The organism is Prevotella sp. TF12-30 (genome assembly GCF_003436715.1).
GTDB lineage: Bacteria > Bacteroidota > Bacteroidia > Bacteroidales > Bacteroidaceae > Prevotella > Prevotella copri_A.
Genome location: NZ_QSQJ01000001.1, coordinates 119,796 through 140,953, shown reverse-complemented (window position 1 = coordinate 140,953; position 21,158 = coordinate 119,796). Strand labels below are relative to the sequence as shown.

The window sequence follows — 21,158 nt, the reverse complement described above, 5'->3', positions numbered from 1 at the left end:
TATTTGCTTTCAGAGTCTTTTAGTCTCTAAGTCGTTTGATTGATTTTTAGACCAGACTGTTTATCGTTTACGGGGGCAAAGGTAGATATAAGAATTGAAGATATTTTTTCAGTGCGTCAAAAATGGCGCATATTTACAAATTTTAAATTTTAAACAAGGAAAATGTTCTTTACGGACAAAGTAAATGAGATTGTTCAGGGAATCAAGGATTTCCAGGGCAAGTCTGAGGAAAAAAATGCTTCCTCATGAGTGTGTAGGTATTTTCATCGAGAAGTTTCACAAGTTTGTAACCAAGGAGTATCACGATGATGAGTTCGAGAATACGCTTACTGAAGAGGAGAAGCATTGGCCCAAGCGCAAGGAGGAGATTACCGAGCGCTTTGCGATTCCGGTACATCTGCTGAAGAGTTACAAGAATCACGATGTGCATCTGGATGTTGACACATTCTTGCAGGTAAAGAAGTGGGTGAAGTCGTATCTTCCTCATTATTTTGCGGGGTCTGAGTACAAGAAGCTCTCTGAGTCAGATCAGGCTGCTTTGCTGGCAGAGGCAGAGAAGGAGTTGAATCTCATTCTGAACCGCCTGTTGGATTAACGGAGATTCATCCCGCAGATTTGGATGGATGTAGGGTAAGTGGAATGTACCCTATATATCCGGAAAACCAGTATTTTCAAGTGTTAAAAACGCAAAGTAACTATCTGTAATTCCTTTCTTTACATCTTTTGCACGTGCTGTCTATACAAAGTTACAGGTAAATAGGGTACACGCAGATAATAAGTTCCGATTAAGAAGGTGAAATCTGTGGGACAAGATACTCCTCTTGATGTGTTAAAAACCGGAAATATCTTGGCTATTTCAGATATTTCCCTTATATTTGCAGCATGTTTTAATTTGATGGTAAAGCTATGGGTAAATCAAAATCATATCAAGTTCCAGAGGCAGCGCCAAGTTTGGTAGCGGATCCTGTGGGAGTCTGTATTTCTCCAAATACGGATATACAGACATTGCGCCATCATGTAATGGATGCAGTATATGCCACGAATGACCAGAGTGCATTATATAACTGTTTGGTATTTCTGTCTAATCTTACTAATCAATCAGAGACTCTAATCAAGGGTAAGCTGCTCAAGCGTTTGGAAGAATTAGCTTTGCTGAAAGAGGGCTGGGATGGAGAAAACAGTGTTTCTATCGATTCTGGAATACAAGATTTCCTTCGTAGAGTCATAATGCTATCCTCAGATAAGGAGTTGGTAAATTGGGTATTGTTCCCTGATGCCCGAGGCTATTTATATTTAGATTATACAGAGGGAAAGAACCTAGCTGGTATTACGATCGCTCCTCATCAAATTGCAGCTTTTATCAAGCGTGATGGTCATTTATCCAAATACAATTACGACCACCTTAATGAACAGGATATTTTGAATTTATTAGAGGAGGTACATATCTCCTGATATAGATTATTTTCAGAAAGAATTATCAATGCTTTGTGATGGAATCCATAAGTTTCGGTAGCAATCAGCAATTGCGATAAAAAAGTATAGCCATAAAGTCTTCCGCTAGGCGACAAACAATCGCAACTCTGTTGCGTAAGCACTCTCAGCCAGCCCTTTAGGGCACAGGCTCCGCTGGCTGACCAAAACTCTGGCAGAGCTATAGCGTCGCCAGCTACATCCTTCCCTTCTGAGAAGGGAAGGCTTGGTTAGGATGTGGAGCTCTCCTTGCAGGAGAGACGGAGAGGTAGAAAAAACTCTTATAATATTAATTTCAAAACAAGTTTTACTCAATCAATATCCAGGTAAGAATACCCTAAAAGCAATTCTTATCTGGCAGGGACTCTATGTCCTAAATTTCCGATACGAACCAATTGTATTGTTAGAAATAGTCAAAAAGATGTTTAATATTAATCTTACTTATCTTAGTGGGGTTATACTCAATAATAAGAAATGGATATGTATAAAGAAAAAGTGATAAAAATGGTTGACGATGGTCAGCTGCCCCGACAGTTATATAAGTATAGAAGTTTATCGGATGGATCTAAAGAATATACATTAGATATTTTTCGCAAGTGCGAGTTATATTTCAGTGCCCCTCAAAATTTTAATGATCCGTTTGATTGCAAACTGTCTCCAATTATTGGATCTCAAAAGGAATTTGCAGAAGCTATGGCAGAGAGACAGACTCTTAATTATAAGAAAGAGGATGTTGTGGCTTCTTTGAATGCGAATCCTAATCTTTTGCAAAAATTTAAGGATGCAGTAGGAAATGTTATGAATAAACATGGCATCTGTTGTTTTTCAAAAAAGAATGCCGATTTATTAATGTGGTCTCATTATGCAGATTGTCATACAGGCATTTGTTTAGAATTTGATGTAAAAAAGGATCCTGGGTTCTTTACTTTTCCTATAAACGTGCATTATCAGGATGCCTATCCAAAGATAGATATTTCAGAGGAAGATAAGTATAAAGAGTATGTTATTACCTTGATGAGTACTAAATATTTGGAATGGTCTTATGAAGAAGAAATACGAATTATGAAAGATTCTAATAAGGCATATTCTTTTAAACCATCAGCTTTGGTTTCCGTTATTTTTGGATGCAAGGTTGATGATGCTGTAATAGAGGAGGTAAAACATGTTGTTGAAGCTAATCCTAATTTAAAGCATGTTAAGTTTTATAAGGCAGTTATGGATGATACTGACTTTAAGTTAAATATTTTGGAAATTGATTAGAAGTAAATAAAATGATATTTTCAAGAGTAATCAAGTCAAAACTATTTAGTAATATTTTTAATCAGTTCTTGCTGTATGGCTTTAGCCATTTATTGCCTTTTTTGCTGATGCCGTATCTGTTGGCAACAGTAGGGGTTGCTAAGTATGGACTGATAAATTTTGCAATTGCATTTTCTTTTTATTTTCAGGTGTTCCAAGAATGGGGATTTGACCTTTCAAATGTTCGACATGTTGTTAAATACAAAAATGACCAAAAGCAATTGAGTTTGACTTTTTATAGCATTCTTTCTTGCAAATTTTGTTTGGCATTCCTCTCTCTCTTGGTATATTTGTCTATTGTCTTTATTATACCTGAGTTTAGAAAAAATGAAGTTCTTTATCTTCTAGCTTTTGTTCGCTTGATGGGTATATTAATATCACCATATTGGCTCTTTCGCTCTATGGAGGATGTGAAATATGTAACAAGAGTATCTTTAATAGTTAAATGTATAAGTATACTACCTATTTTTCTAGTTGTAAAGAAGCCTGAAGATAATATTTGGGTAATGTTTTTCTTTGCTTTGGAAACAGTGTTGTCTGGAATTCTTGCTTTAAGTATTGCTGTAAAGAAGTATAAGCTCACATATATACATGTTTCAGTTAATGATATACTCTACTATTTCAAGGATAGTTTTCCATTTTTTACTTCTATGTTCTTGACACGTATTTATCAAACATCAAATACTTTCATATTGGGATTAGTGTGCGGGGAGTTTGTTACTGGTATATATTCTGCTGCTGAAAAATTACATAATGTATATACTTCATTGATAACTCCATTAATAGAGGATATTTTTTATCCTTACTTTTCTCGTATAAAAGCCTTTGGTAAGATTAATATGATGGTACTATCTATAATAGCAATCAATTTGCTGATTATTGTAGGTATATATATTATCGCCCCATTTATCATACCTTTGTTTATTAAAACAGAACTACATGATATTTTATTTGCATTTAATTTATTCTTACTTTTATTAGTAGTTAGAGTTCCGAATGATATATTAGGTTTTCCATATCTGGGAGTATTAGGAAAAATTAAAGAAGTAAGAAATTCAACGATAATAGCAACCATCTTTTATGTTGCTTTTATGCTATTGTTTGTTTCGCTAGGCATTGTTTCAATATCTAATTTAATATATTTATTGTTAGCTACAAATATCATTAGTGTTTCTTGTCGTTTGAGACATATATATAAACACTTTACTCAAAATAAATAAATTCTATCTGGAAAAGATAGTAAAAATAAGTAATGGTATGATTTTTTTTAGACGATATTTAGTATTTGTATATATAATCAGCCTTTTTGTTGATATGTTCAATGGATACTGTCGAATGTTCTTGAATATAGAACCAGTTTTCCCATTAATATATAAAGGGGCAATCATTCTTTTTTCTTTACCGTATGTACTTAGGCAGAAGAAGATATTATTATGCTTTTTGATATTTGCATTAATTTTGTCTATAGACATGGTAAGTTGGGTTGTTCATAGTCATTTAGAAGGGTTAACTGTTCTTTTTAATGAGTTGATTAGGTTGGTTTATCCATTCTTCGTTTTTTCTGTTGTATGGTATTATCGAAATATAACCAATAAAGATGAACTATTACATTATGCAATGTATTATGGATTATTTCTGTCTACATCTGTTTGTGTAACAGCCTTTTTAGGAGTCGGGGCAAATTCTTATGGTGATGATTTTGGATATGGTACAAAGGGGCTTTTTACAGCAGGTAATGATTTATCTCTCTCCATACTGCTTTCGTTTTGTATTTGTATGTATTATCTGATGCAAAAGGGAACTATAAAATATGTACTATACTCTCTTCCTTTTATTATAGTTTCATTGTTAATTGGAAGTACTGCTATTATGATTGGAACTATTGCTATTTTGTCAATATTAACACTCATTCCATTCGTTTATAGATATCAGTATTCTAAGACATTCTATTTATTTAGGTATGCCTTGTTATGTTTAGGCTTGCCATTAATCATATATTTAATGTATCGTATAACTCAAACAGATAGTTATACGATGAATAAATTTAATGTTCATAAACTTCTTGCTGGGTCAGCAAGAAAAGGATTGGCTGATGCGTATTATGCATTTTCATCAACTTTCGATACAGCAGATATGATTTTTGGAGTGGGACCTGAAAAACTATATTATGGAGTAGGTTATATTTTTTTTGGCACCATAGAACAGAAACAAATAGAAGTTGATCATTTAACATTATGGGGTTTTTATGGATATTTTTTAGGAACCTTAATTTTGTTATATCCTTTACCAGCTCTGATTAATTATATGAGGAGATGGACACTTTTATCTATATGGATGGTAATTGCTTTACTTCTTTTCTTCTTTCATGGTATATTTGCAGGTCATGCCTATACTTCAACTACTGCATGTATCCCCCTTATGATGATATTGATTGCATCAATATACCAAGATAATGAATATAACAACAATATAATTTATGATGAACAGTATTAAGTCTTTATATTATCATGCTCCATCACCTGACGGTTTTGAGCGAATGATTAGATATTACATAAAGCGAGGGTATCGTTTTATTGATGTTTCGGAATTGTTATTAATTTTGAGTAGCAAACAGAAGGCTATTGAAAAGTTAGCGTTTGTTTCTTTAGATGATGGACGAAGAGCAAATCTGCAATTGTTACCTATTATAGAAAAGTATAATATTCCTATTTGTATCTTTGTTTCTACTGACCCTTTAGAGTCGGGCAATTATTGGTGGGATTTTGTTATCAAAGAGAGGGGAGTGCAGAAAATGAATGAGTTTAAAGAGTTGTCTTATAACGATTTCTATTCACAACTTTCTGAGATGCAGAAACGTAATGTTATACCAAGAACATCTTTAACAGTAGATGAAGTTAAAATGTTATCTAGGCATCCTTTGGTAAGCATCCAATCTCATACCGTAAATCATCCAATTCTTACCCATGTGCCTGATGATGTATTGAATTCAGAATTGAATGATTCAAAAGTAGTTTTGGAACGCATAACAGGTGAGGAAATTTTCGCATTTAGTTATCCTAATGGTTCTTTGACATCTCGTGAGGTGGATGCTTGTAAACTTCATTATAAGTTGGCTTTTACTACAGAACAAAGAGATATAAAATTGGGAGACGATTTGTTCCTTTTGCCTAGATATGCACTGACAGGTCAATATCATCGTGATTTGTTGAAGGTGTGGGGCGTATGGAAATGGCTAAAAACAGTTAGTAGTATTTTGCATTTTTAAATATGTTGCCTTATAATATTTTATGGAAGTAATAAAAGTAAATGGAATAAGGTATGCGGTTGAATCTTTTCGTACAGAATTAATGGGATTTGCAATCATTCTTATTATGCTGTTTCATTTGGGCATATTGCCTTTTGGTGAATGTGGTGTTGATATTTTTCTGTTTCTCTCAGGTTTTAGTATGTATCATTCCCTGAAGAAAAACCCTTCAATCAATCATTTTTATAATAGAAGATTAATCCGTATATTGCCTACGTATCTTTTGATCGCAATTCCTTTTTTCGCTTTTCAGGTAGATTCTGTAGAAGATTTTCTTTGGAAAATAACTAATCTAGACATTGTTATTCATGGAGCAATGGACGGTTGGTGGTTTATAACAATGATACTATTATGCTATCTGTTAGCTCCATTAATGTATAGAGGGTTAAGAAAGATGACTATGGGGGGGCAGATCTTTATGTTCTGTCTTCTTTTGTTGGTATGTATCGTAGCAGGCGAAAATCTTGAAAATATCCGAATCTTTATGGTAAGGATTCCTGCTTTTTTCTTGGGTATGTGTCTTGGGTTTGATAGATTTACTACTCAAAAGAGATTTGTTTCTTTTGAAATTATTGCAGCTGTCACCTTGACTATATGCTTTGGTTTCCTTCTTTTTAAAAATCATGATTTCTGGATATATCGGAAAAGCTATTATACGATTATTGTATATCCATTAGTCTTGTCAGTTATACAAATGATTAAATTCTTGCCTGTTGTAGGAAAAAGATTGTTGGCATATCTAGGGTGCATAACATTGGAGCTATATATGATTCACGAAAGTCTGATGGTTCCTTTGGCTAAATATTTATGTGAGTTTTGGGGAGAAAGCTGGTTGTTTGCTTGCAGTTATAGATGTCTTTCTATTGTATTGAGTATCCCTGCAGCCTTGATTCTTCATCAGGTTTCAAATAAAATAATAAGTTTCATTAGTGTCCGATAAAAATTGGACACGTTAATTAATCAAATAGTCACAATGATAGATAAAAAAATATCGGGCCATGTGTTGACTGTAGGAACAGATTACAGACCTTGTAATGGAGGAATATCTGTCCTGTTAAATGGCTATTCTAGATTCTTTGAGAGATTTAATTTTATCAAGAGTACTAGAAAAGGTAATAAGATAATAAAGTTCTTTTGTTTTGTACAATCAATAATTCTACTGATTTGTTATAGTCTTTTTGGTACTAAAATAAAGATAGTGCATATCCATACTTCCACATTTACTTTCTTAAGAAGAGAAAAATGGTATGTTTATATTGCACACTTCTTAGGGAAGAGTACAATAGTGCATATACACGGAGGTGCGTTTGAAGAAATATGTAAAAAGCATAAACGGCAATTACAAAAAATCTATAAGAAAGTCGATTATGTGGTATGTGTATCTAAATATATAGAGGACTTGGTAAAACACTATGAAATTCACGATAGGACCATTGTTATTCCTAATTTTATAGAGAAACCAAATGTTATTAAGAAAAGTCAAACGATTAATGATGTAGTTTTGTCTTTCCTTGGCACCATTGACGATAATAAAGGTATTTTTGATGTCATAGATATAATGGGGAAAAATCAAAACTACTTTAGAGGAAAAATACAGTTTTATATAGGAGGTTTAGGGCAGGCGCAAAGATTAACTCTACAAATAGCCACCTATGGTATAAGTGATTTTGTACAATATCTAGGTTTTGTAAAAGGTAATGATAAAGCAGAATTGTTAAGGAATACTGATATTTACATACAACCATCTTATGTTGAGTCTTTTGGAATCTCTATATTAGAAGCTATGAGTTATGGAGCATCTATAATTTCAACTCATGTTGGAGGAATACCTGAGGTTGTAGATAATAATAATGGCTTTTTAGTAACTCCTGGTGATTGTGAAGCTTTAGTTGAAAAAATGAAATTACTTATAGAAAATGCGGATTTACGATTAACGTTCTCTGAAAACTCTATAGCTAAGAGTAATTTATATTATATCTCTGAAATAGAAAAAAAACTAAAATCATTTTATATTTCAATTTTAGAAAAAAATGCTTAAGAAATATATTAAAGAAACAGCCAAATATCTTTTGCGTTGTTATCCTGTTATTCAACCATATGTCAAGCGTATTGATGCTATGTATGAGATGAGTAATGAGGATTTGAAGAAGCGTAATGAAGAACGGTTCCTGCATATTTTCCGCCGAGCTTACGATAAGTCTCCTTTCTATCATCGACTCTATACTAAAGCAGGTATCAAGAAGGAGGATATCACTTGCCTGGATGATATCAAGAAACTGCCGGTTATCACCAAAGATATGGTGAAGAAGCATGCAGCGGAAATGCTGACAGTTCCTAAATGGCAGGTAATGGCGGGACATACTAGTGGTACTACAGGTACTCCGCTGACTGTTTACAGTAGTTGGAGTTCTATCTGGTGGAATCAGGCATATACTTATTCCGCTCGTTTGAGGAACGGTTTTAAGTATGGACAGCCATTGGTTTCTTTGCGTGGTAATTTAGATAGGAATACTATGCATATGAAGGTACATGTTAGTAATACGCTTTATCTGTCCAGTTATTGCATTAATAAGGATACCGTGAAGGCTTATTATGATATGATTATACAGCATCAACCAGTGGCTATTGAGGGTTATCCTAGCTCTCTTTATACTTTAGCTCTGTGTATGAAGGAAGCTGGATTGAAACTTCATATTCCTGTAGCCTTTACATCTAGTGAAACTCTGCTTGACTATCAGCGCCATTTGATAGAAATGCAGTTGGGTACTGAAATCTATGATAATTATGGTATGACCGAACAGACCATATATCTACAAGAAGCTTTTAATCATCAGGGATATTATGAGCTTCCTGGATATAGTATTAATGAATACTTGGAAGATGGCGAAATTTGTACTTCATTGACCAATGAGGCTTTTCCTTTAATCCGATATCGTTCAAATGATGTGATAGAAATAGCCGAGTTAAATACTGATAGTCCTCAGACAATAGTGAAAAGTATAGAAGGACGTAAAGAAGATTTCCTGATTTGTAAGGATGGTAGTCGTGTTAAGAGATTAGGTTTTATCTTTAAGGGGGTGAATCATGTAAAGTATGGTCAACTTGTACAAGAAAATAACGGGTTCTTAAATGTAAATATTGTTCCAGATCAAGGTTTTGCTAAACAGGATGAAAAGACAGTTGAAAATAATGTGTTAGGACGAATTGGTAAGGGCAATGTTGACTTTAAAATCAATCTGGTGAAAGAGGCGGATTTAGTATATACCAAGCGAGGAAAATTCAAGTTCTTGATACACCTCTCCAGCGTTATGGGGGGTAATTTAGATTAATTGTTAACGAAATAACAAAAGAAAATAATCATGAATAAAGTCTATTTGGACGAAATGATTTCTGGTATAAAGAGTTGGTTAGTAAAACATGACTATAATTATATAGAATGTAATGATGTACCAACTTGTCTTTTTGTTGATAATCAGAAAATAAACGTTTTGATAAGAACATTCTTTAGATTGTGTCCTATCAATGTTCGTAATATGAAGTTGAAGGAAGGACATTTGTTTCCCATAACTCCTCAGGTAAATGTCGCTTTATTAAAGGCTTATTCTATAGAGAAGGATATTAATGTCTTAGAAAAGATATATGATAGGGTACTTTCTCTTCAGTCCCCCAAAGTTGATAATTTTGCATTGAAGCAAGGTATTAAGATTGCCATAAGCTTGTATGAAGATTCGGAGGATGATCCAACCCCGTTGAATACTGTTTGGTTTGGACAGTTCTTGCTTGAAGATGAATCGGGCATTGTTGCCGAACAAGAACGAAGGGAAATATTAATTTCTATAGCAAAATATCTGATAAATGAATTGGGATATATTGATTATGGCGAAAATGGCATTTATTTTCGATATGGTCATCATATAAAAAGGGAAGTTTTTAATGCTAGTGCTATTATAAGTTCTTTTTTGATAGAACTTGGAATGAAATATAAGATTAATGAATATACACAAATGGGCAAGCGTGGCATTATTTATATATGTAATAAGCAGAACGAGGAGGGTAGCTGGTTTTATGCAGCTAAGCCTGAAAGAGCTACTATCGATTGTTTCCATCAGGCTTATATACTTCAAGCATTGTGTAAAGTTCAAGAATTTCTTGATTTTGAAATAAAAAATGTGATTTCTAAAGGGGTTAAATTTTATCTTTCTTTATTTGAAAATAAAGGAGAATATCTCATACCAAAGCGCTATGATAAAAGATATATGCCACATAATACTTGGTTGTTTGTAAAAACGGATGGAAGAGATATTGCCGAAGCATTGATTTTCTTTTCTAAATTTTATCCACGTCCTGATTTGGTTTCAAAGCTATTGAGTTATTCGTACGACTGTTTTTTTAATAAAAAGAAAGGATATATGTATCCGGAAAGATTTATTTATGGTATGAATAGAATACCTTATATAGAATTTCAAGCTTGGTTCTTGTATGCTTTTAATGTTGTAAAACAATATGCTTATGAATAATCAATATCGTGTAATATCTATTTATTCTAATTTTGCTAATCAAGGAGGAGCGCAAGATGTTACCTTGCAATTGGCTCATGCTTTGAATGAAACAGATAAGCCAATAGTATTGACTGATACGCCTTTGAGTAAAATTGATGCAGTTTATAAGAATAAGGCTGTTTTTGAACAGTTCTCTATGCGTAACGTGTTTAAATATGCATCTTGCAATACGGTTTTCTTATCTCACCACAGAAAGAATACGACGCTTTTGGAGATTTTCCGAATAATTGCTTTCTGGAAAACATTTAATATTATACATGTAGCTCATAATACGTTTTCAAATTTAAAGTGTCTTTCCTGGCTTCCTAAAAATATTATTGCAGTTTCTAATGGGGTTAAAGAAAATTTGGTTGATTATTTTTGGCAACAGCCCCAAAATGTCCATGTCGTATTTAATGGAATTAAAGATTTTTATCAGAAATCTGAGCAGACCAAGGAAGATGGGGAAGTTAAAGTGTTGTTAGCAGGCCGTATTTGTTCTGTGAAGCAACAAGTAGAATTAGCTAAATTTTTAAAATGTAAGCTTAAAGATCATATTAAAATCAGTTTTGCTGGAAAAGGTGAACAAGCAGAGGAACTTTTGCGAGTAATCAAAGATGATAAACATTTTGAGTATCTTGGCTTTATTGATATGATTCAGGAATTGCCAAATTATGATTACGTAATGCTCTTTTCTAAAAATGAAGGATTACCCTTATCTTTAGTTCAAGGCTGTATGTTAGGTAAGCCTTTAATTACGAATGATATAAAACCTGTACTTGATGTGAATAAAGATGGCTTCAATGGTTTCGTTTGTTCAAATTTTGAAAGTCTATTAAACACCCTGAATACTTTGCCACTTCCTAGTAGCGAACAATATATCAAGCTTTCTAAGAACTCTAGAAATCTGTATTTGAAATATTTTGAAGATACTCGCATGTTCAATCAATATAGGCATATTGTAGAAAATGCATTCTTTTCTTAATGATGGTGTTGTAAATAATGAGGAGAAATAACGAAAAACGATATATATTCAAAATAACAAGATGAAGACAATTTCATTGAACGGGGTAAATGTATATCCATTTACTTCGGAAGAGCAATTATTGAATTATGTGGATGAGCACAAGGGAATTCTTGTGGCTATCAATGCCGAGAAGATTCTGCATGCCACCACGCAAACCAGAAGTATTATCAACCGCAACCTGGGCTATTGTGATGGTGCGGGAGCGATGATGGCTTTGAAGCAGAATGGTGTAAAGGATGCCTGTAAGATTCCGGGATGCGAACTCTGGCTTAAGATTGTTAAGCGATTCTATCAGGAAAAGACTTTCTATCTGGTAGGCGGAAAGCAGGCTGTGATAGAGGAGACCGTAGAGAAACTGAAAAAAGAGTTTCCTGGTATTAACATCGTGGGCTATCGTAACGGTTATCTGAAAGAGGAGTATGCTGAAGAGAAGCTGATAGAGGATATAGCAAGAAAGAAACCGGATGTGGTATTCGTGGCAATGGGATCGCCTAAGCAGGAACTGCTGATGGAGAGGATCCAAAAGTGCCATCCTGCAATCTTTCAGGGGTTGGGAGGCAGCTTCGATGTTTATACAGGGCATGTGCAGAGAGCACCTAAATGGTGGGTTAACCATAACCTGGAGTTTGCCTATCGACTCATCAAGGAACCTAAGAGAATCAAGCGACAGATTCATCTTGTGAAGTTCGCATATTGGTTGATAACAAAGAAAATATAGATATATGAAGAGAGTAATGTTAGTCTTCGGAACCCGACCTGAGGCCATCAAGATGTGCCCACTGGTGAAGGAGTTTCAGAAGCATAACGATGAGTTTGAAACCATCGTTTGCGTAACAGGTCAGCATAGGGAAATGCTCGACCAGGTGTTGAACATCTTTGAAGTGAAGCCTGACTTCGACCTCAATATCATGAAGCAGGGACAGGACTTGTATGATGTTACCGCCAGGGTATTGACAGGTATGAGAGATGTGTTCAAGGAGTGCAAGCCTGATGTGGTACTGGTACATGGTGATACTACTACATCTACAGCTGCCGCCCTTGCTGCATTCTATCAGCAGATTCCTGTAGGTCATGTAGAGGCTGGTCTTCGTACCCACAACATCTACTCGCCATGGCCTGAGGAGATGAACCGACAGATTACTGGCCGTATTGCCAACTACAACTTTTCGCCAACTCCTCTTTCAGAAAGCAATCTCAAGGAAGAGAAAGCGCAGGGAAAGATCTACGTAACTGGTAATACTGTGATTGATGCCCTGCACATGGTGGTGAATAAGTTGAAGAACGATGACTCTTTGGCGAAGGAGCAGGAGGGGATTCTCAAGAAGGCTGGCTATGATGTGAACCGTCTGGCTGACGGCAGAAAGTTGGTGTTGATTACCGGTCATCGCCGTGAGAACTTCGGTGAAGGCTTCATCCACATGGTGACTGCTATCAAGGATCTGAAGAACAAGTATCCGGAAGTGGATTTCGTTTACCCAATGCATTTGAATCCGAATGTAAGAAAGCCTATCCATGAGGTGTTTGGTGAGGATTTGAGCAACCTGGATAATATGTTCTTCATCGAGCCGCTGCAGTATCTGGAGTTTGTATATCTGATGGAGAAGGCTACCATCGTACTCACTGACTCTGGCGGTATTCAGGAGGAGGCTCCAGGATTGGGCAAGCCTGTGCTCGTGATGCGTGATACCACAGAAAGACCGGAGGCTTTGGCTAGCGGAACGGTTCACCTGGTAGGTACCGACTACCAGAAGATAATGGATGAGGTAAGCACCCTGCTGGAAGATGAAAATGCCTACGAAAAGATGTCGAAGGCTGTGAATCCTTACGGAGACGGTAAGGCATGCGAGAGAATCGTGAAGATACTCGCTGAATAAATAAAAGTAAAACAAATTAAGATTAAATGATATGATTAATGTAATAGGTTTAGGCTACATCGGTTTGCCTACAGCCTTGATGATGGCTGCACACGGTGTAGAGGTGATTGGTACTGACTATAACAAGGAGTTGGTGGATACTTTGATTGCTGGTCATACTACTTTCAAGGAGGATGGACTGGATGAACTTTTCCAGAATGCGCTGAAGGCTGGTATCAAGTTTACCACAGAGTATCAGAAGACGGATATGTATATCGTATCTGTGCCTACCCCATACGACAAGTTTTCTAAGAAAGTAGACGCCTGCTATGTTGTTGCAGCCATCAAGAATGTGATGAAGGTATGCCCTAAGGGTGCTACGGTTGTCATTGAATCTACCGTAAGTCCGGGTACTATCGACAAGTTTGTCCGTCCAGTGGTAGAGGAGAATGGTTTCGTTATCGGTGAAGACATCAATCTGGTGCATGCTCCAGAGCGTATCATCCCTGGTAATATGGTATATGAGCTGCTGCATAACAATCGTACCATCGGTGCTGACTCCAAGGAGATTGGCGAGAAGGTGAAGGAGTACTACAAGAGTTTCTGCCAGGGGGAAATCGTGGTCACGGATATCCGTTCGGCTGAAATGACCAAGGTGGTGGAGAATACCTTCAGAGCTGTGAACATCGCCTTTGCCAACGAGTTGTCTCGTATCTGCCGTCATGATAATATGGATGTGTATGAAATCATCAAAATCTGCAACATGCATCCTCGTGTGAATATCCTGCAGCCTGGTCCGGGCGTGGGTGGTCACTGTATCTCGGTGGATCCTTGGTTCCTGGTGGGTGATTACCCTCAGTTGGCTAAGGTAATCGACGAGTCTATGAAGACCAATGATTCGCAGCCTACCTTCGTATTGAACCGCATCTATGAAATCATGAAGGAGAACGGTATCACAGACAACCGTCGTGTAGGTCTCTATGGCTTGACCTATAAGGAGAATGTGGACGACTATCGTGAGTCGCCTACCTTGCAGCTCCTTGAGGCACAGGAAAGACATCTGGCTAGACCATTGAAGTGTTATGATCCTTTCCTGGAGAATCATAAGATTGCAGAGAATCAGTTTGATAATTTCGAAGACTTCCTGAAGGATATTGATATGGTGGTAATCATGGTAAAGCACGACCATATCAAGCAGAACTGGGATAAACTCAAGGGTAAGGTGGTAATGGATTGCTTCAATATCTGTCCACTGGAGGGAGTTTATCATATCTAATCCCCTTTTTATGGAAACCATTTACTTATATATGATAGGTGCATTCATCGTGGCGGTGGCTATCGCCATGATGGTGCTACCTAATATTCTTCTGATATCTCATAAGAAAAGATTGTTTGACATGCCTGACGAGAGAAAGGTGCATCATGCGCCGATACCAAGGTTGGGTGGTCTTGCTTTCTTCCCTGTGATGCTGATTACCATGGGTGGGCTTATGCTGATAGCCTATTTGTTGGGATATAACAGCAAATCCATGCAGGGGGAAGTGCCTTATGAGTTCCTCGCCCTGCTGGTGGGGAGCATGATGCTCTTCCTGGTGGGACTTGCCGACGACCTCATCGGCGTGGGGTATAAGAAGAAGTTCCTGGTGCAGATATTGGCGGCAAGTCTGCTCGTGGCTTCGGGCGTATGGATCAAGTCGCTCGACGGTCTCTTCGGGGTGTATCAGGTTTCACCATGGTTCGGCATGCCGTTTACCGTGCTCATCGTGGTGTATGTTACCAATGCCATCAACCTGATAGACGGCATCGACGGTCTGGCTTCGGGGCTCTGTGCCATCTCGCTGGTGGCTCTGGCGGGGCTGCATGTCTGGCTGGGACTGCACTCCTATGCCCTGCTGTGTATCTCGGCACTGGGTGTGATCATCCCGTTCTGGTATTATAATGTGTTTGGAAACGAGATGAGGGGCAGGAAGCTCTTCATGGGTGATTCGGGTTCGCTGTCGCTGGGATATATCATCAGCTTCCTGATGATTCACCTGAGTACGGTGGATGTGCATCCCCGTGCCGTGAGCGACTATAACATGGTGCTGGCGTTTACCACCATGCTGGTGCCGCTGCTCGACGTGGTGAGAGTGGTGGGGCACCGACTGAGATGCAAGAAGAACCCGTTCTTGCCGGACAAGAACCATATCCACCACAAGCTGCTGAGATGTGGGCTGAAAGTGAGACAGGTGATGGTAAGCATCTGTCTGCTCTCGCTGATGTTTATCCTGATCAACGTGGCGCTGATAGGGGATGTGAACATCACGTATATCCTGGGCATAGACATCGTGGTATGGATTGTGTTCCACCTTATCCTGGATGTCATCCTGCACACCAGAAGGTCGAAACAGGAAATATAATTCTCTAAATATAAATACCAAGATATTCCCGGCTCGGAGATTCTATGGAATCTCTGGGCCGGGATTTTTGCGTTTGTGGGGGGTGGAAGTGGTGCTTTATGGGGAAAAGGTTATATGGGTGTAATGTGTAAAAATATATAAAAAGATAAAGTAAGAAGTGCATTTTTGAGTTTTATTGCGTAACTTTGCATTTGAACATTCATTATTATAGATATGCCTAAGGTAAGAATTAAAAATATAGGCCCAATTGTTGATACGGGAGACATCGCTTTGTCTGCCGTAATGCTTATTGTGGGTAAACAGTCTTCGGGAAAAAGTACCTTTATGAAAATATTGTGCTTCTGTCGCTGGATAGAAAAGCGAATCATGCTTGATGGCGAGAATCTGCTGAAGAAATATACTCATTATGGCCGCTTCCTGAAAGAGCTGAAGAAGTTTCATCGTTTCGATGATGCTTTCTTTATTGCCGATTCTTATATCTTTTATGATGGTGATTGCCTTACCATCGAGATGAATGGCGTGAAGGCGAATGTGAAAATCAGAAAGAAAGCGAATTTCAAAACTGAACGCTATAATGCGAAACTGAGTTTTATTCCTTCGGAGCGCAATCTGGTTTCGGCTATCCAGAACATTGATAAGGTGTATCGCTCCTCTGATTATGATTCGATCTTTAATTATCTCCTGGAATACCAGGAGGCGAAGAAGGAATATGATATCAAGCATCCGCTGAGGATTCCCTTTGATGATAATATGAAATATTATTATGATAATGTTACGGATACTGACAGAATCGTGTTGGAGAAAGCGGGCAGAACGATAGCGCCTGTTTATGCTTCCAGCGGTATCCAGTCGGCTTTGCCTTTGGCTGTACTTGTGGATTATGTGACCGGACAGGTGGGGAAGATTCCTAAGTCGAGCCTTACTGATTTAACGAGTCTGGTGGCAAAGATTGTGCTTGATGATGAGAATAAGGAAATCAGTGCGGATGATGTGATTAGGGGAACTAAGATGTATAGATATAAATTCGCCCAGCTGTATATTGAGGAGCTAGAGGAAAATCTGTTCCCGAAGTCGCAGTTTGCGATGGTGAAGGAGATTGTGAAAAATATCAAGAAGGCTTATGATCAGTCGGGGACAAATAGTTATGTGGTTATGACCACACATAGTCCGTATGTGCTGACTTCTCTGAATGTGCTGATGAAGGCTGCGATGGCTAAGGAAAAAATGCCGGATGAGAAAATGGGGGATATGTTGGAATATGCAATCCCGATTTCATGGTATTCGGCATACTGCATGACGGATGAAGGAAAAATGGAGAATATCGTGGATGATGAATACCATTTTATCATGGGTGATTATCTTGATTCTCTTTCTGATGAAATATCTGAATTATCTTCTGAACTTGATGAGATGATATATGGCAATGAATAATAATTTTTTGGCAGGTTATCTGGCAGAAAAGGAAGTTAGAAAATGTCCGAAAATCAGTCTGAAGGAGCGTTCGACAGTTTATTTGCTGAACTTTGTTCCTCCGATGGATTGTGTGGCTTATCAAGTAGATGATAACATTATAAAAGGTGCAGATAAGGACAAGTGTGACAAGCTTATTGTTGCAACAACCGATACGGATGAAAGAGTAAGTGTGTTTGTTGAACTGAAAGGTTCTGATGTGGCTCATGCTGTGAAACAGCTTGATGCAACATTATCTTTTCCCCTGTTTGCTCGAAACAGAACGAAATGGACGAAAGCTAGGATTGTTGCAAATAAAATTCCTGCAAACACAGGAAGGTCTGTTGTTGAAAGAGCGAAAGTTGATTTCCGCAGAAAGTATAATTGTGAATTAATCTGTTTGAAGTCTGGTCAGCCTGACTTTTTGAGGCAAGACAAACTGAAATAGATTTCATTAGATAGCGTTTGATTATGGCAAGAAAATTATATCCTATAGGAATTCAGACATTTGAGGAAATCCGCAAGTTGGACAACCTCTATATCGACAAGACGGAATATATCTATCGTATGACACATACAGATGGAAAGTATTTCTTCCTGAGCCGACCTCGCCGTTTCGGTAAGTCGCTGCTGGTTTCCACTTTCAAGAGTTATTTCGAAGGCAAGAAGGAACTGTTCAAGGGACTTGTCATTGAGGAGCTGGAGAAAGAGTGGAATACTTATCCCGTGCTGCACTTCAGCCTGGCTGGAGGCAAACACATGGAGAAGGAACAGCTGGATCAATACCTCTTATATATATTGAAGGAAAATGAGGATAGGTTTGGAGTGGATTATGATTCTCCAGCCCCAAACGTTCGTTTGCTCAACTTGATAAGAACAGTTACTGCAAAGACTGGCAAGCAGGCTGTGGTGCTCATCGATGAATATGATGCTCCGCTGCTGGATGTGGCGCATGAGAAGGAAAAACTCGATGTTTTGCGCAATACGATGCGCAATTTCTACAGTCCCTTGAAAGATTGCGAGCCATTGCTCCGATTTGTCTTCCTGACGGGCATCACGAAGTTCTCGCAACTCAGCATCTTCAGTGAGCTGAACAATATCAAGAATGTGAGCATGGACGAGCCTTATGCCGGTATCTGCGGCATCACCAAGGAGGAAATGTTGACCCAGATGAGCGATGACATCGATGCTCTTGCTGAGCATCTGGAACTGAACAGGGAGGAGACCATCCAGGAGCTGAAAGACCATTATGATGGTTATCACTTCTGCTGGCCATCGCCTGATGTCTTCAATCCTTACAGTTTGTTGAATTGCTTTGCTGATGGCAGAATGGATGATTACTGGTTCGGATCGGGCACACCTACCTATCTCATCAATATGATGAGAAAGTATGAATTCCTGCCTGCAGACCTTGGCGAGGCCATAGAGGTGGGCAAGAAGGACTTTGATGCCCCCACCGAAACGATGACCACCATCGTACCTTTGCTCTATCAGAGCGGGTATGTCACCATCAAGGGATATGACAAGCCTACAAAATTGTACCTGTTGGCATTGCCTAACCAGGAGATAAGGGTGGGGCTATATGGAAGTCTCTTGCCTCATTATCTGACGGACAAGTCGGCGAAGGCTAACACGACCATCGCCAAGATGTCGGTATTGGTAAAGAAGGGGGATATGGATGCTGCCTTCTGCCTGCTGAACGACTTTCTGGAGACGGTGCCTTACTGCGACAATACCCACTACGAGGGACATTGGCAGCAGACGCTCTACATTATGTTTGCCCTGCTCACCAACTATGATATCCTCGTGGAGCTGCATACGGCAAAGGGCAGAATCGATATCACGCTGGAGACTGCCGACACCATCTATGTGATGGAACTGAAATTCAACAAGAGTGCCGAGGAGGCTCTCGCCCAGATAGAGGCAAAACACTATGCCGATGCTTTCAAGATGAGCGGCAAGAAGGTGGTGAAGATAGGCTTGAACTTCTCGTTGAAGGACGAGGTGAACTGCCTGGAATGGAAAATAGTATCTTGAATGAACATCCCCCATTCTTACTTTGATGTAAGGGTGGGGGATGCTTTTTTGTTCAAAATAGATTTCTATTCGTTCAGTTTTTGTTTTTTCTTGCGAAAATGTGAGGGAGATTCGATGTTTATTCGTATTTTTGTAGGCGAATACATAAAACAACATCAAAATATAAAAGTATGAAACTGAACGACATTCTTTCTGAAAACTTTCAGGCTGCAGAATGGGAAGCTAAAGGTTATCAGCTTCCTCATTATGATATTGCAGCAGTTGCCAAGAAGACTCACGATGAGCCTACTTGGGTTCACTTCGGCGCAGGCAACATCTTCCGTGCGTTCCCTGCCGCTATCCTCAACGATGCTCTCAACACCGGTAAGTACGACCGTGGCGTCATCGTGGCGGAAAGCTTCGACTACGAAATCATCGACAAGGCTTATCGCCCTTACCATAACCTCTCGCTCCTGGTGAGCCTCCAGTCTAACGGCACCATCGAGAAGAAGGTCATCGCTTCTATCACGGAGAGTCTGAAGGCTGACAAGCAGTTTGGTGAGGATTGGGCTCGCTTGGTTCAGATTTTCCAGGCACCGAGTCTGCAGATGGTTACCTTTACCATTACTGAGAAGGGTTATTCCTTCAATGATGCCGATTTGGCTCGTGGTCTCGATGCAGTCTTCGCCATGGGTAAGCTTACCGCACTCCTCTACGAGAGATTCAAGGCGGGCAAGCTTCCGGTTACCCTTCAGTCAACTGATAACTGCTCTCACAACGGTGACCACGTGAAGGCGGGCGTGAAGGCGTATGCCGAGCGCTGGGTGAAGGATGGCATCGTGGAGGCTGACTTCCTGGATTATATCAACGATGACAAGAAGGTGACTTATCCTTGGTCTATGATCGACAAGATTACGCCTCGCCCTCATGAGAAGGTGCAGGCGATGCTGGCTGAGGATGGTTTCGAGGACAATGATACCATCATCACCGAGAAGCATACCTTTACCGCTCCTTTCGTGAATGCAGAGGAAGTGCAGTATCTCGTGTGCGAGGATACCTATAACAACGGCCGTCCGCCATTGGAGTTGGGTGGTGCACTCTATACAACCCGCAAGACCGTGGATGAGGTGGAGACCATGAAGGTGACTACCTGTCTGAATCCGCTGCATACGGCGATGTCTATCTATGGCTGCATGCTCGGCTATACCCTGATTTCTGCCGAGATGGCAGATGAGGACCTGCGTGCCTTTATCCAGAAGATCGGTTATATCGAGGCGATGCCTGTGGTAACAGATCCAGGTGTGCTGAATCCATACGAGTTTATCGGCACCGTGATCAACAAGCGTCTGCCTAATCCTTTCATGCCAGATGCTCCTCAGCGCATCGCTACCGATACCAGTCAGAAGCTCTCTATCCGTTTCGGTGAGACCATCAAGAAGTATATCGACCGTGGTCTCGACAAGAGCAATCTGGTTTTGATTCCGCTGGTATTGGCTGGCTATGCCCGTTATCTGAAGGCGCTGGATGACAACTTGAAGCCTTTCGAGCCTTCTTCTGACCCATTGCTGGCAGAACTGCAGACCATCGTGGCTCCGCTGGAGGTGGGCAAGGCAGATCAGGACTATTCCTGCCTGAAGAAGCTCTATACCCGCAAGGATGTGTTCGGTCTGGATCTCTACGAAGCTGGATTCGGTGAGCAGATTGAGGGCATGGTGAAGGAGCTCTTCGCCGGTAAGGGTGCCGTAAGAAAGACGCTGCACAAGTATGTGGCTGCAAGATAATTCATTTTTTTGATTCAATCAA

The 21,158-nt window shown here is 39.0% G+C and carries 19 protein-coding genes; all 19 read left to right on the top strand.

What is annotated here, in order from left to right; all coding sequences use genetic code 11:
* Positions 1-235: 235 nt before the first annotated feature.
* On the top strand, positions 236-595 hold the full coding sequence (locus DXD25_RS00655; RefSeq protein WP_117661320.1) for a hypothetical protein: 360 nt from the start codon (positions 236-238) through the stop codon (positions 593-595).
* A 311-nt stretch (positions 596-906) separates the two neighbouring features.
* Positions 907-1,452, top strand: coding sequence for a hypothetical protein (locus DXD25_RS00650; protein WP_117661319.1), 546 nt, complete (start codon positions 907-909; stop codon positions 1,450-1,452).
* Positions 1,453-1,950: 498 nt separating this feature from the next.
* On the top strand, positions 1,951-2,730 hold the full coding sequence (locus tag DXD25_RS00640; protein ID WP_158556267.1) for a DUF2971 domain-containing protein: 780 nt from the start codon (positions 1,951-1,953) through the stop codon (positions 2,728-2,730).
* A gap of 11 nt (positions 2,731-2,741) precedes the next feature.
* Positions 2,742-3,989, top strand: coding sequence for an oligosaccharide flippase family protein (locus DXD25_RS00635; protein WP_117661316.1), 1,248 nt, complete (start codon positions 2,742-2,744; stop codon positions 3,987-3,989).
* Between the two features lie 121 nt (positions 3,990-4,110).
* Complete coding sequence (locus DXD25_RS00630) at positions 4,111-5,262, top strand: O-antigen ligase family protein (protein WP_222847536.1); 1,152 nt, start codon at positions 4,111-4,113, stop codon at positions 5,260-5,262.
* On the top strand, positions 5,246-6,034 hold the full coding sequence (locus tag DXD25_RS00625) for a polysaccharide deacetylase family protein (RefSeq protein WP_117661314.1): 789 nt from the start codon (positions 5,246-5,248) through the stop codon (positions 6,032-6,034). Before DXD25_RS00630 ends, DXD25_RS00625 begins: the two co-directional genes overlap by 17 nt.
* Positions 6,035-6,056: 22 nt before the next feature.
* Positions 6,057-7,013, top strand: coding sequence for an acyltransferase (locus DXD25_RS00620; protein WP_117661313.1), 957 nt, complete (start codon positions 6,057-6,059; stop codon positions 7,011-7,013).
* A gap of 33 nt (positions 7,014-7,046) precedes the next feature.
* Entirely contained in the window at positions 7,047-8,111 is a 1,065-nt protein-coding gene (locus tag DXD25_RS00615; RefSeq protein ID WP_117661312.1) for a glycosyltransferase family 4 protein, read from the top strand.
* Positions 8,104-9,402, top strand: a complete 1,299-nt coding sequence (locus DXD25_RS00610) for a phenylacetate--CoA ligase family protein (protein WP_117661311.1) — start codon at positions 8,104-8,106, stop codon at positions 9,400-9,402. Before DXD25_RS00615 ends, DXD25_RS00610 begins: the two co-directional genes overlap by 8 nt.
* A 30-nt stretch (positions 9,403-9,432) precedes the next feature.
* On the top strand, positions 9,433-10,590 hold the full coding sequence (locus DXD25_RS00605; RefSeq protein ID WP_117661310.1) for a hypothetical protein: 1,158 nt from the start codon (positions 9,433-9,435) through the stop codon (positions 10,588-10,590).
* Entirely contained in the window at positions 10,583-11,596 is a 1,014-nt protein-coding gene (locus DXD25_RS00600) for a glycosyltransferase (RefSeq protein ID WP_158556266.1), read from the top strand. Before DXD25_RS00605 ends, DXD25_RS00600 begins: the two co-directional genes overlap by 8 nt.
* Positions 11,597-11,657: 61 nt before the next feature.
* Positions 11,658-12,356: a WecB/TagA/CpsF family glycosyltransferase gene (locus DXD25_RS00595; RefSeq protein WP_117661308.1), complete on the top strand. Its 699-nt coding sequence runs from the start codon at positions 11,658-11,660 to the stop codon at positions 12,354-12,356.
* A gap of 4 nt (positions 12,357-12,360) precedes the next feature.
* Positions 12,361-13,512, top strand: coding sequence for a non-hydrolyzing UDP-N-acetylglucosamine 2-epimerase (gene wecB, locus DXD25_RS00590; protein ID WP_117661307.1), 1,152 nt, complete (start codon positions 12,361-12,363; stop codon positions 13,510-13,512).
* 31 nt (positions 13,513-13,543) lie between these two features.
* Entirely contained in the window at positions 13,544-14,767 is a 1,224-nt protein-coding gene (locus DXD25_RS00585) for a nucleotide sugar dehydrogenase (protein ID WP_117661306.1), read from the top strand.
* A 10-nt stretch (positions 14,768-14,777) separates the two neighbouring features.
* Positions 14,778-15,890 (top strand): MraY family glycosyltransferase, encoded by a 1,113-nt coding sequence (locus tag DXD25_RS00580; protein ID WP_117661305.1) that lies wholly within the window; start codon positions 14,778-14,780, stop codon positions 15,888-15,890.
* Between the two features lie 213 nt (positions 15,891-16,103).
* A complete protein-coding gene (locus tag DXD25_RS00570) occupies positions 16,104-17,321 on the top strand; it encodes an AAA family ATPase (RefSeq protein WP_367379908.1) in 1,218 nt (405 codons plus the stop codon).
* Positions 17,314-17,787: a hypothetical protein gene (locus DXD25_RS00565; RefSeq protein ID WP_144150740.1), complete on the top strand. Its 474-nt coding sequence runs from the start codon at positions 17,314-17,316 to the stop codon at positions 17,785-17,787. The genes DXD25_RS00570 and DXD25_RS00565 overlap by 8 nt, the downstream gene beginning before the upstream one ends.
* 23 nt (positions 17,788-17,810) lie before the next feature.
* On the top strand, positions 17,811-19,376 hold the full coding sequence (locus DXD25_RS00560) for an ATP-binding protein (protein WP_117661301.1): 1,566 nt from the start codon (positions 17,811-17,813) through the stop codon (positions 19,374-19,376).
* Positions 19,377-19,546: 170 nt separating this feature from the next.
* Entirely contained in the window at positions 19,547-21,136 is a 1,590-nt protein-coding gene (locus tag DXD25_RS00555) for a mannitol dehydrogenase family protein (protein WP_117661300.1), read from the top strand.
* The last annotated feature ends 22 nt before the right edge of the window (positions 21,137-21,158 follow it).

Excerpts from the sequence above, each read along its gene's own strand:
- DXD25_RS00615 (WP_117661312.1), top strand. The coding sequence starts at position 7,047 with ATGATAGATAAAAAAATATCGGGCCATGTGTTGACTGTAGGAACAGAT.
- DXD25_RS00570 (WP_367379908.1), top strand. The coding sequence starts at position 16,104 with ATGCCTAAGGTAAGAATTAAAAATATAGGCCCAATTGTTGATACGGGA.
- DXD25_RS00600 (WP_158556266.1), top strand. The coding sequence starts at position 10,583 with ATGAATAATCAATATCGTGTAATATCTATTTATTCTAATTTTGCTAAT.
- DXD25_RS00635 (WP_117661316.1), top strand. The coding sequence starts at position 2,742 with ATGATATTTTCAAGAGTAATCAAGTCAAAACTATTTAGTAATATTTTT.
- DXD25_RS00640 (WP_158556267.1), top strand. The coding sequence starts at position 1,951 with ATGTATAAAGAAAAAGTGATAAAAATGGTTGACGATGGTCAGCTGCCC.
- DXD25_RS00565 (WP_144150740.1), top strand. The coding sequence starts at position 17,314 with ATGAATAATAATTTTTTGGCAGGTTATCTGGCAGAAAAGGAAGTTAGA.
- DXD25_RS00605 (WP_117661310.1), top strand. The coding sequence starts at position 9,433 with ATGAATAAAGTCTATTTGGACGAAATGATTTCTGGTATAAAGAGTTGG.
- DXD25_RS00560 (WP_117661301.1), top strand. The coding sequence starts at position 17,811 with ATGGCAAGAAAATTATATCCTATAGGAATTCAGACATTTGAGGAAATC.
- DXD25_RS00610 (WP_117661311.1), top strand. The coding sequence starts at position 8,104 with ATGCTTAAGAAATATATTAAAGAAACAGCCAAATATCTTTTGCGTTGT.
- DXD25_RS00585 (WP_117661306.1), top strand. The coding sequence starts at position 13,544 with ATGATTAATGTAATAGGTTTAGGCTACATCGGTTTGCCTACAGCCTTG.
- DXD25_RS00625 (WP_117661314.1), top strand. The coding sequence starts at position 5,246 with ATGATGAACAGTATTAAGTCTTTATATTATCATGCTCCATCACCTGAC.
- DXD25_RS00655 (WP_117661320.1), top strand. The coding sequence starts at position 236 with ATGCTTCCTCATGAGTGTGTAGGTATTTTCATCGAGAAGTTTCACAAG.
- DXD25_RS00620 (WP_117661313.1), top strand. The coding sequence starts at position 6,057 with ATGGAAGTAATAAAAGTAAATGGAATAAGGTATGCGGTTGAATCTTTT.
- DXD25_RS00555 (WP_117661300.1), top strand. The coding sequence starts at position 19,547 with ATGAAACTGAACGACATTCTTTCTGAAAACTTTCAGGCTGCAGAATGG.
- DXD25_RS00650 (WP_117661319.1), top strand. The coding sequence starts at position 907 with ATGGGTAAATCAAAATCATATCAAGTTCCAGAGGCAGCGCCAAGTTTG.
- wecB (WP_117661307.1), top strand. The coding sequence starts at position 12,361 with ATGAAGAGAGTAATGTTAGTCTTCGGAACCCGACCTGAGGCCATCAAG.
- DXD25_RS00580 (WP_117661305.1), top strand. The coding sequence starts at position 14,778 with ATGGAAACCATTTACTTATATATGATAGGTGCATTCATCGTGGCGGTG.
- DXD25_RS00595 (WP_117661308.1), top strand. The coding sequence starts at position 11,658 with ATGAAGACAATTTCATTGAACGGGGTAAATGTATATCCATTTACTTCG.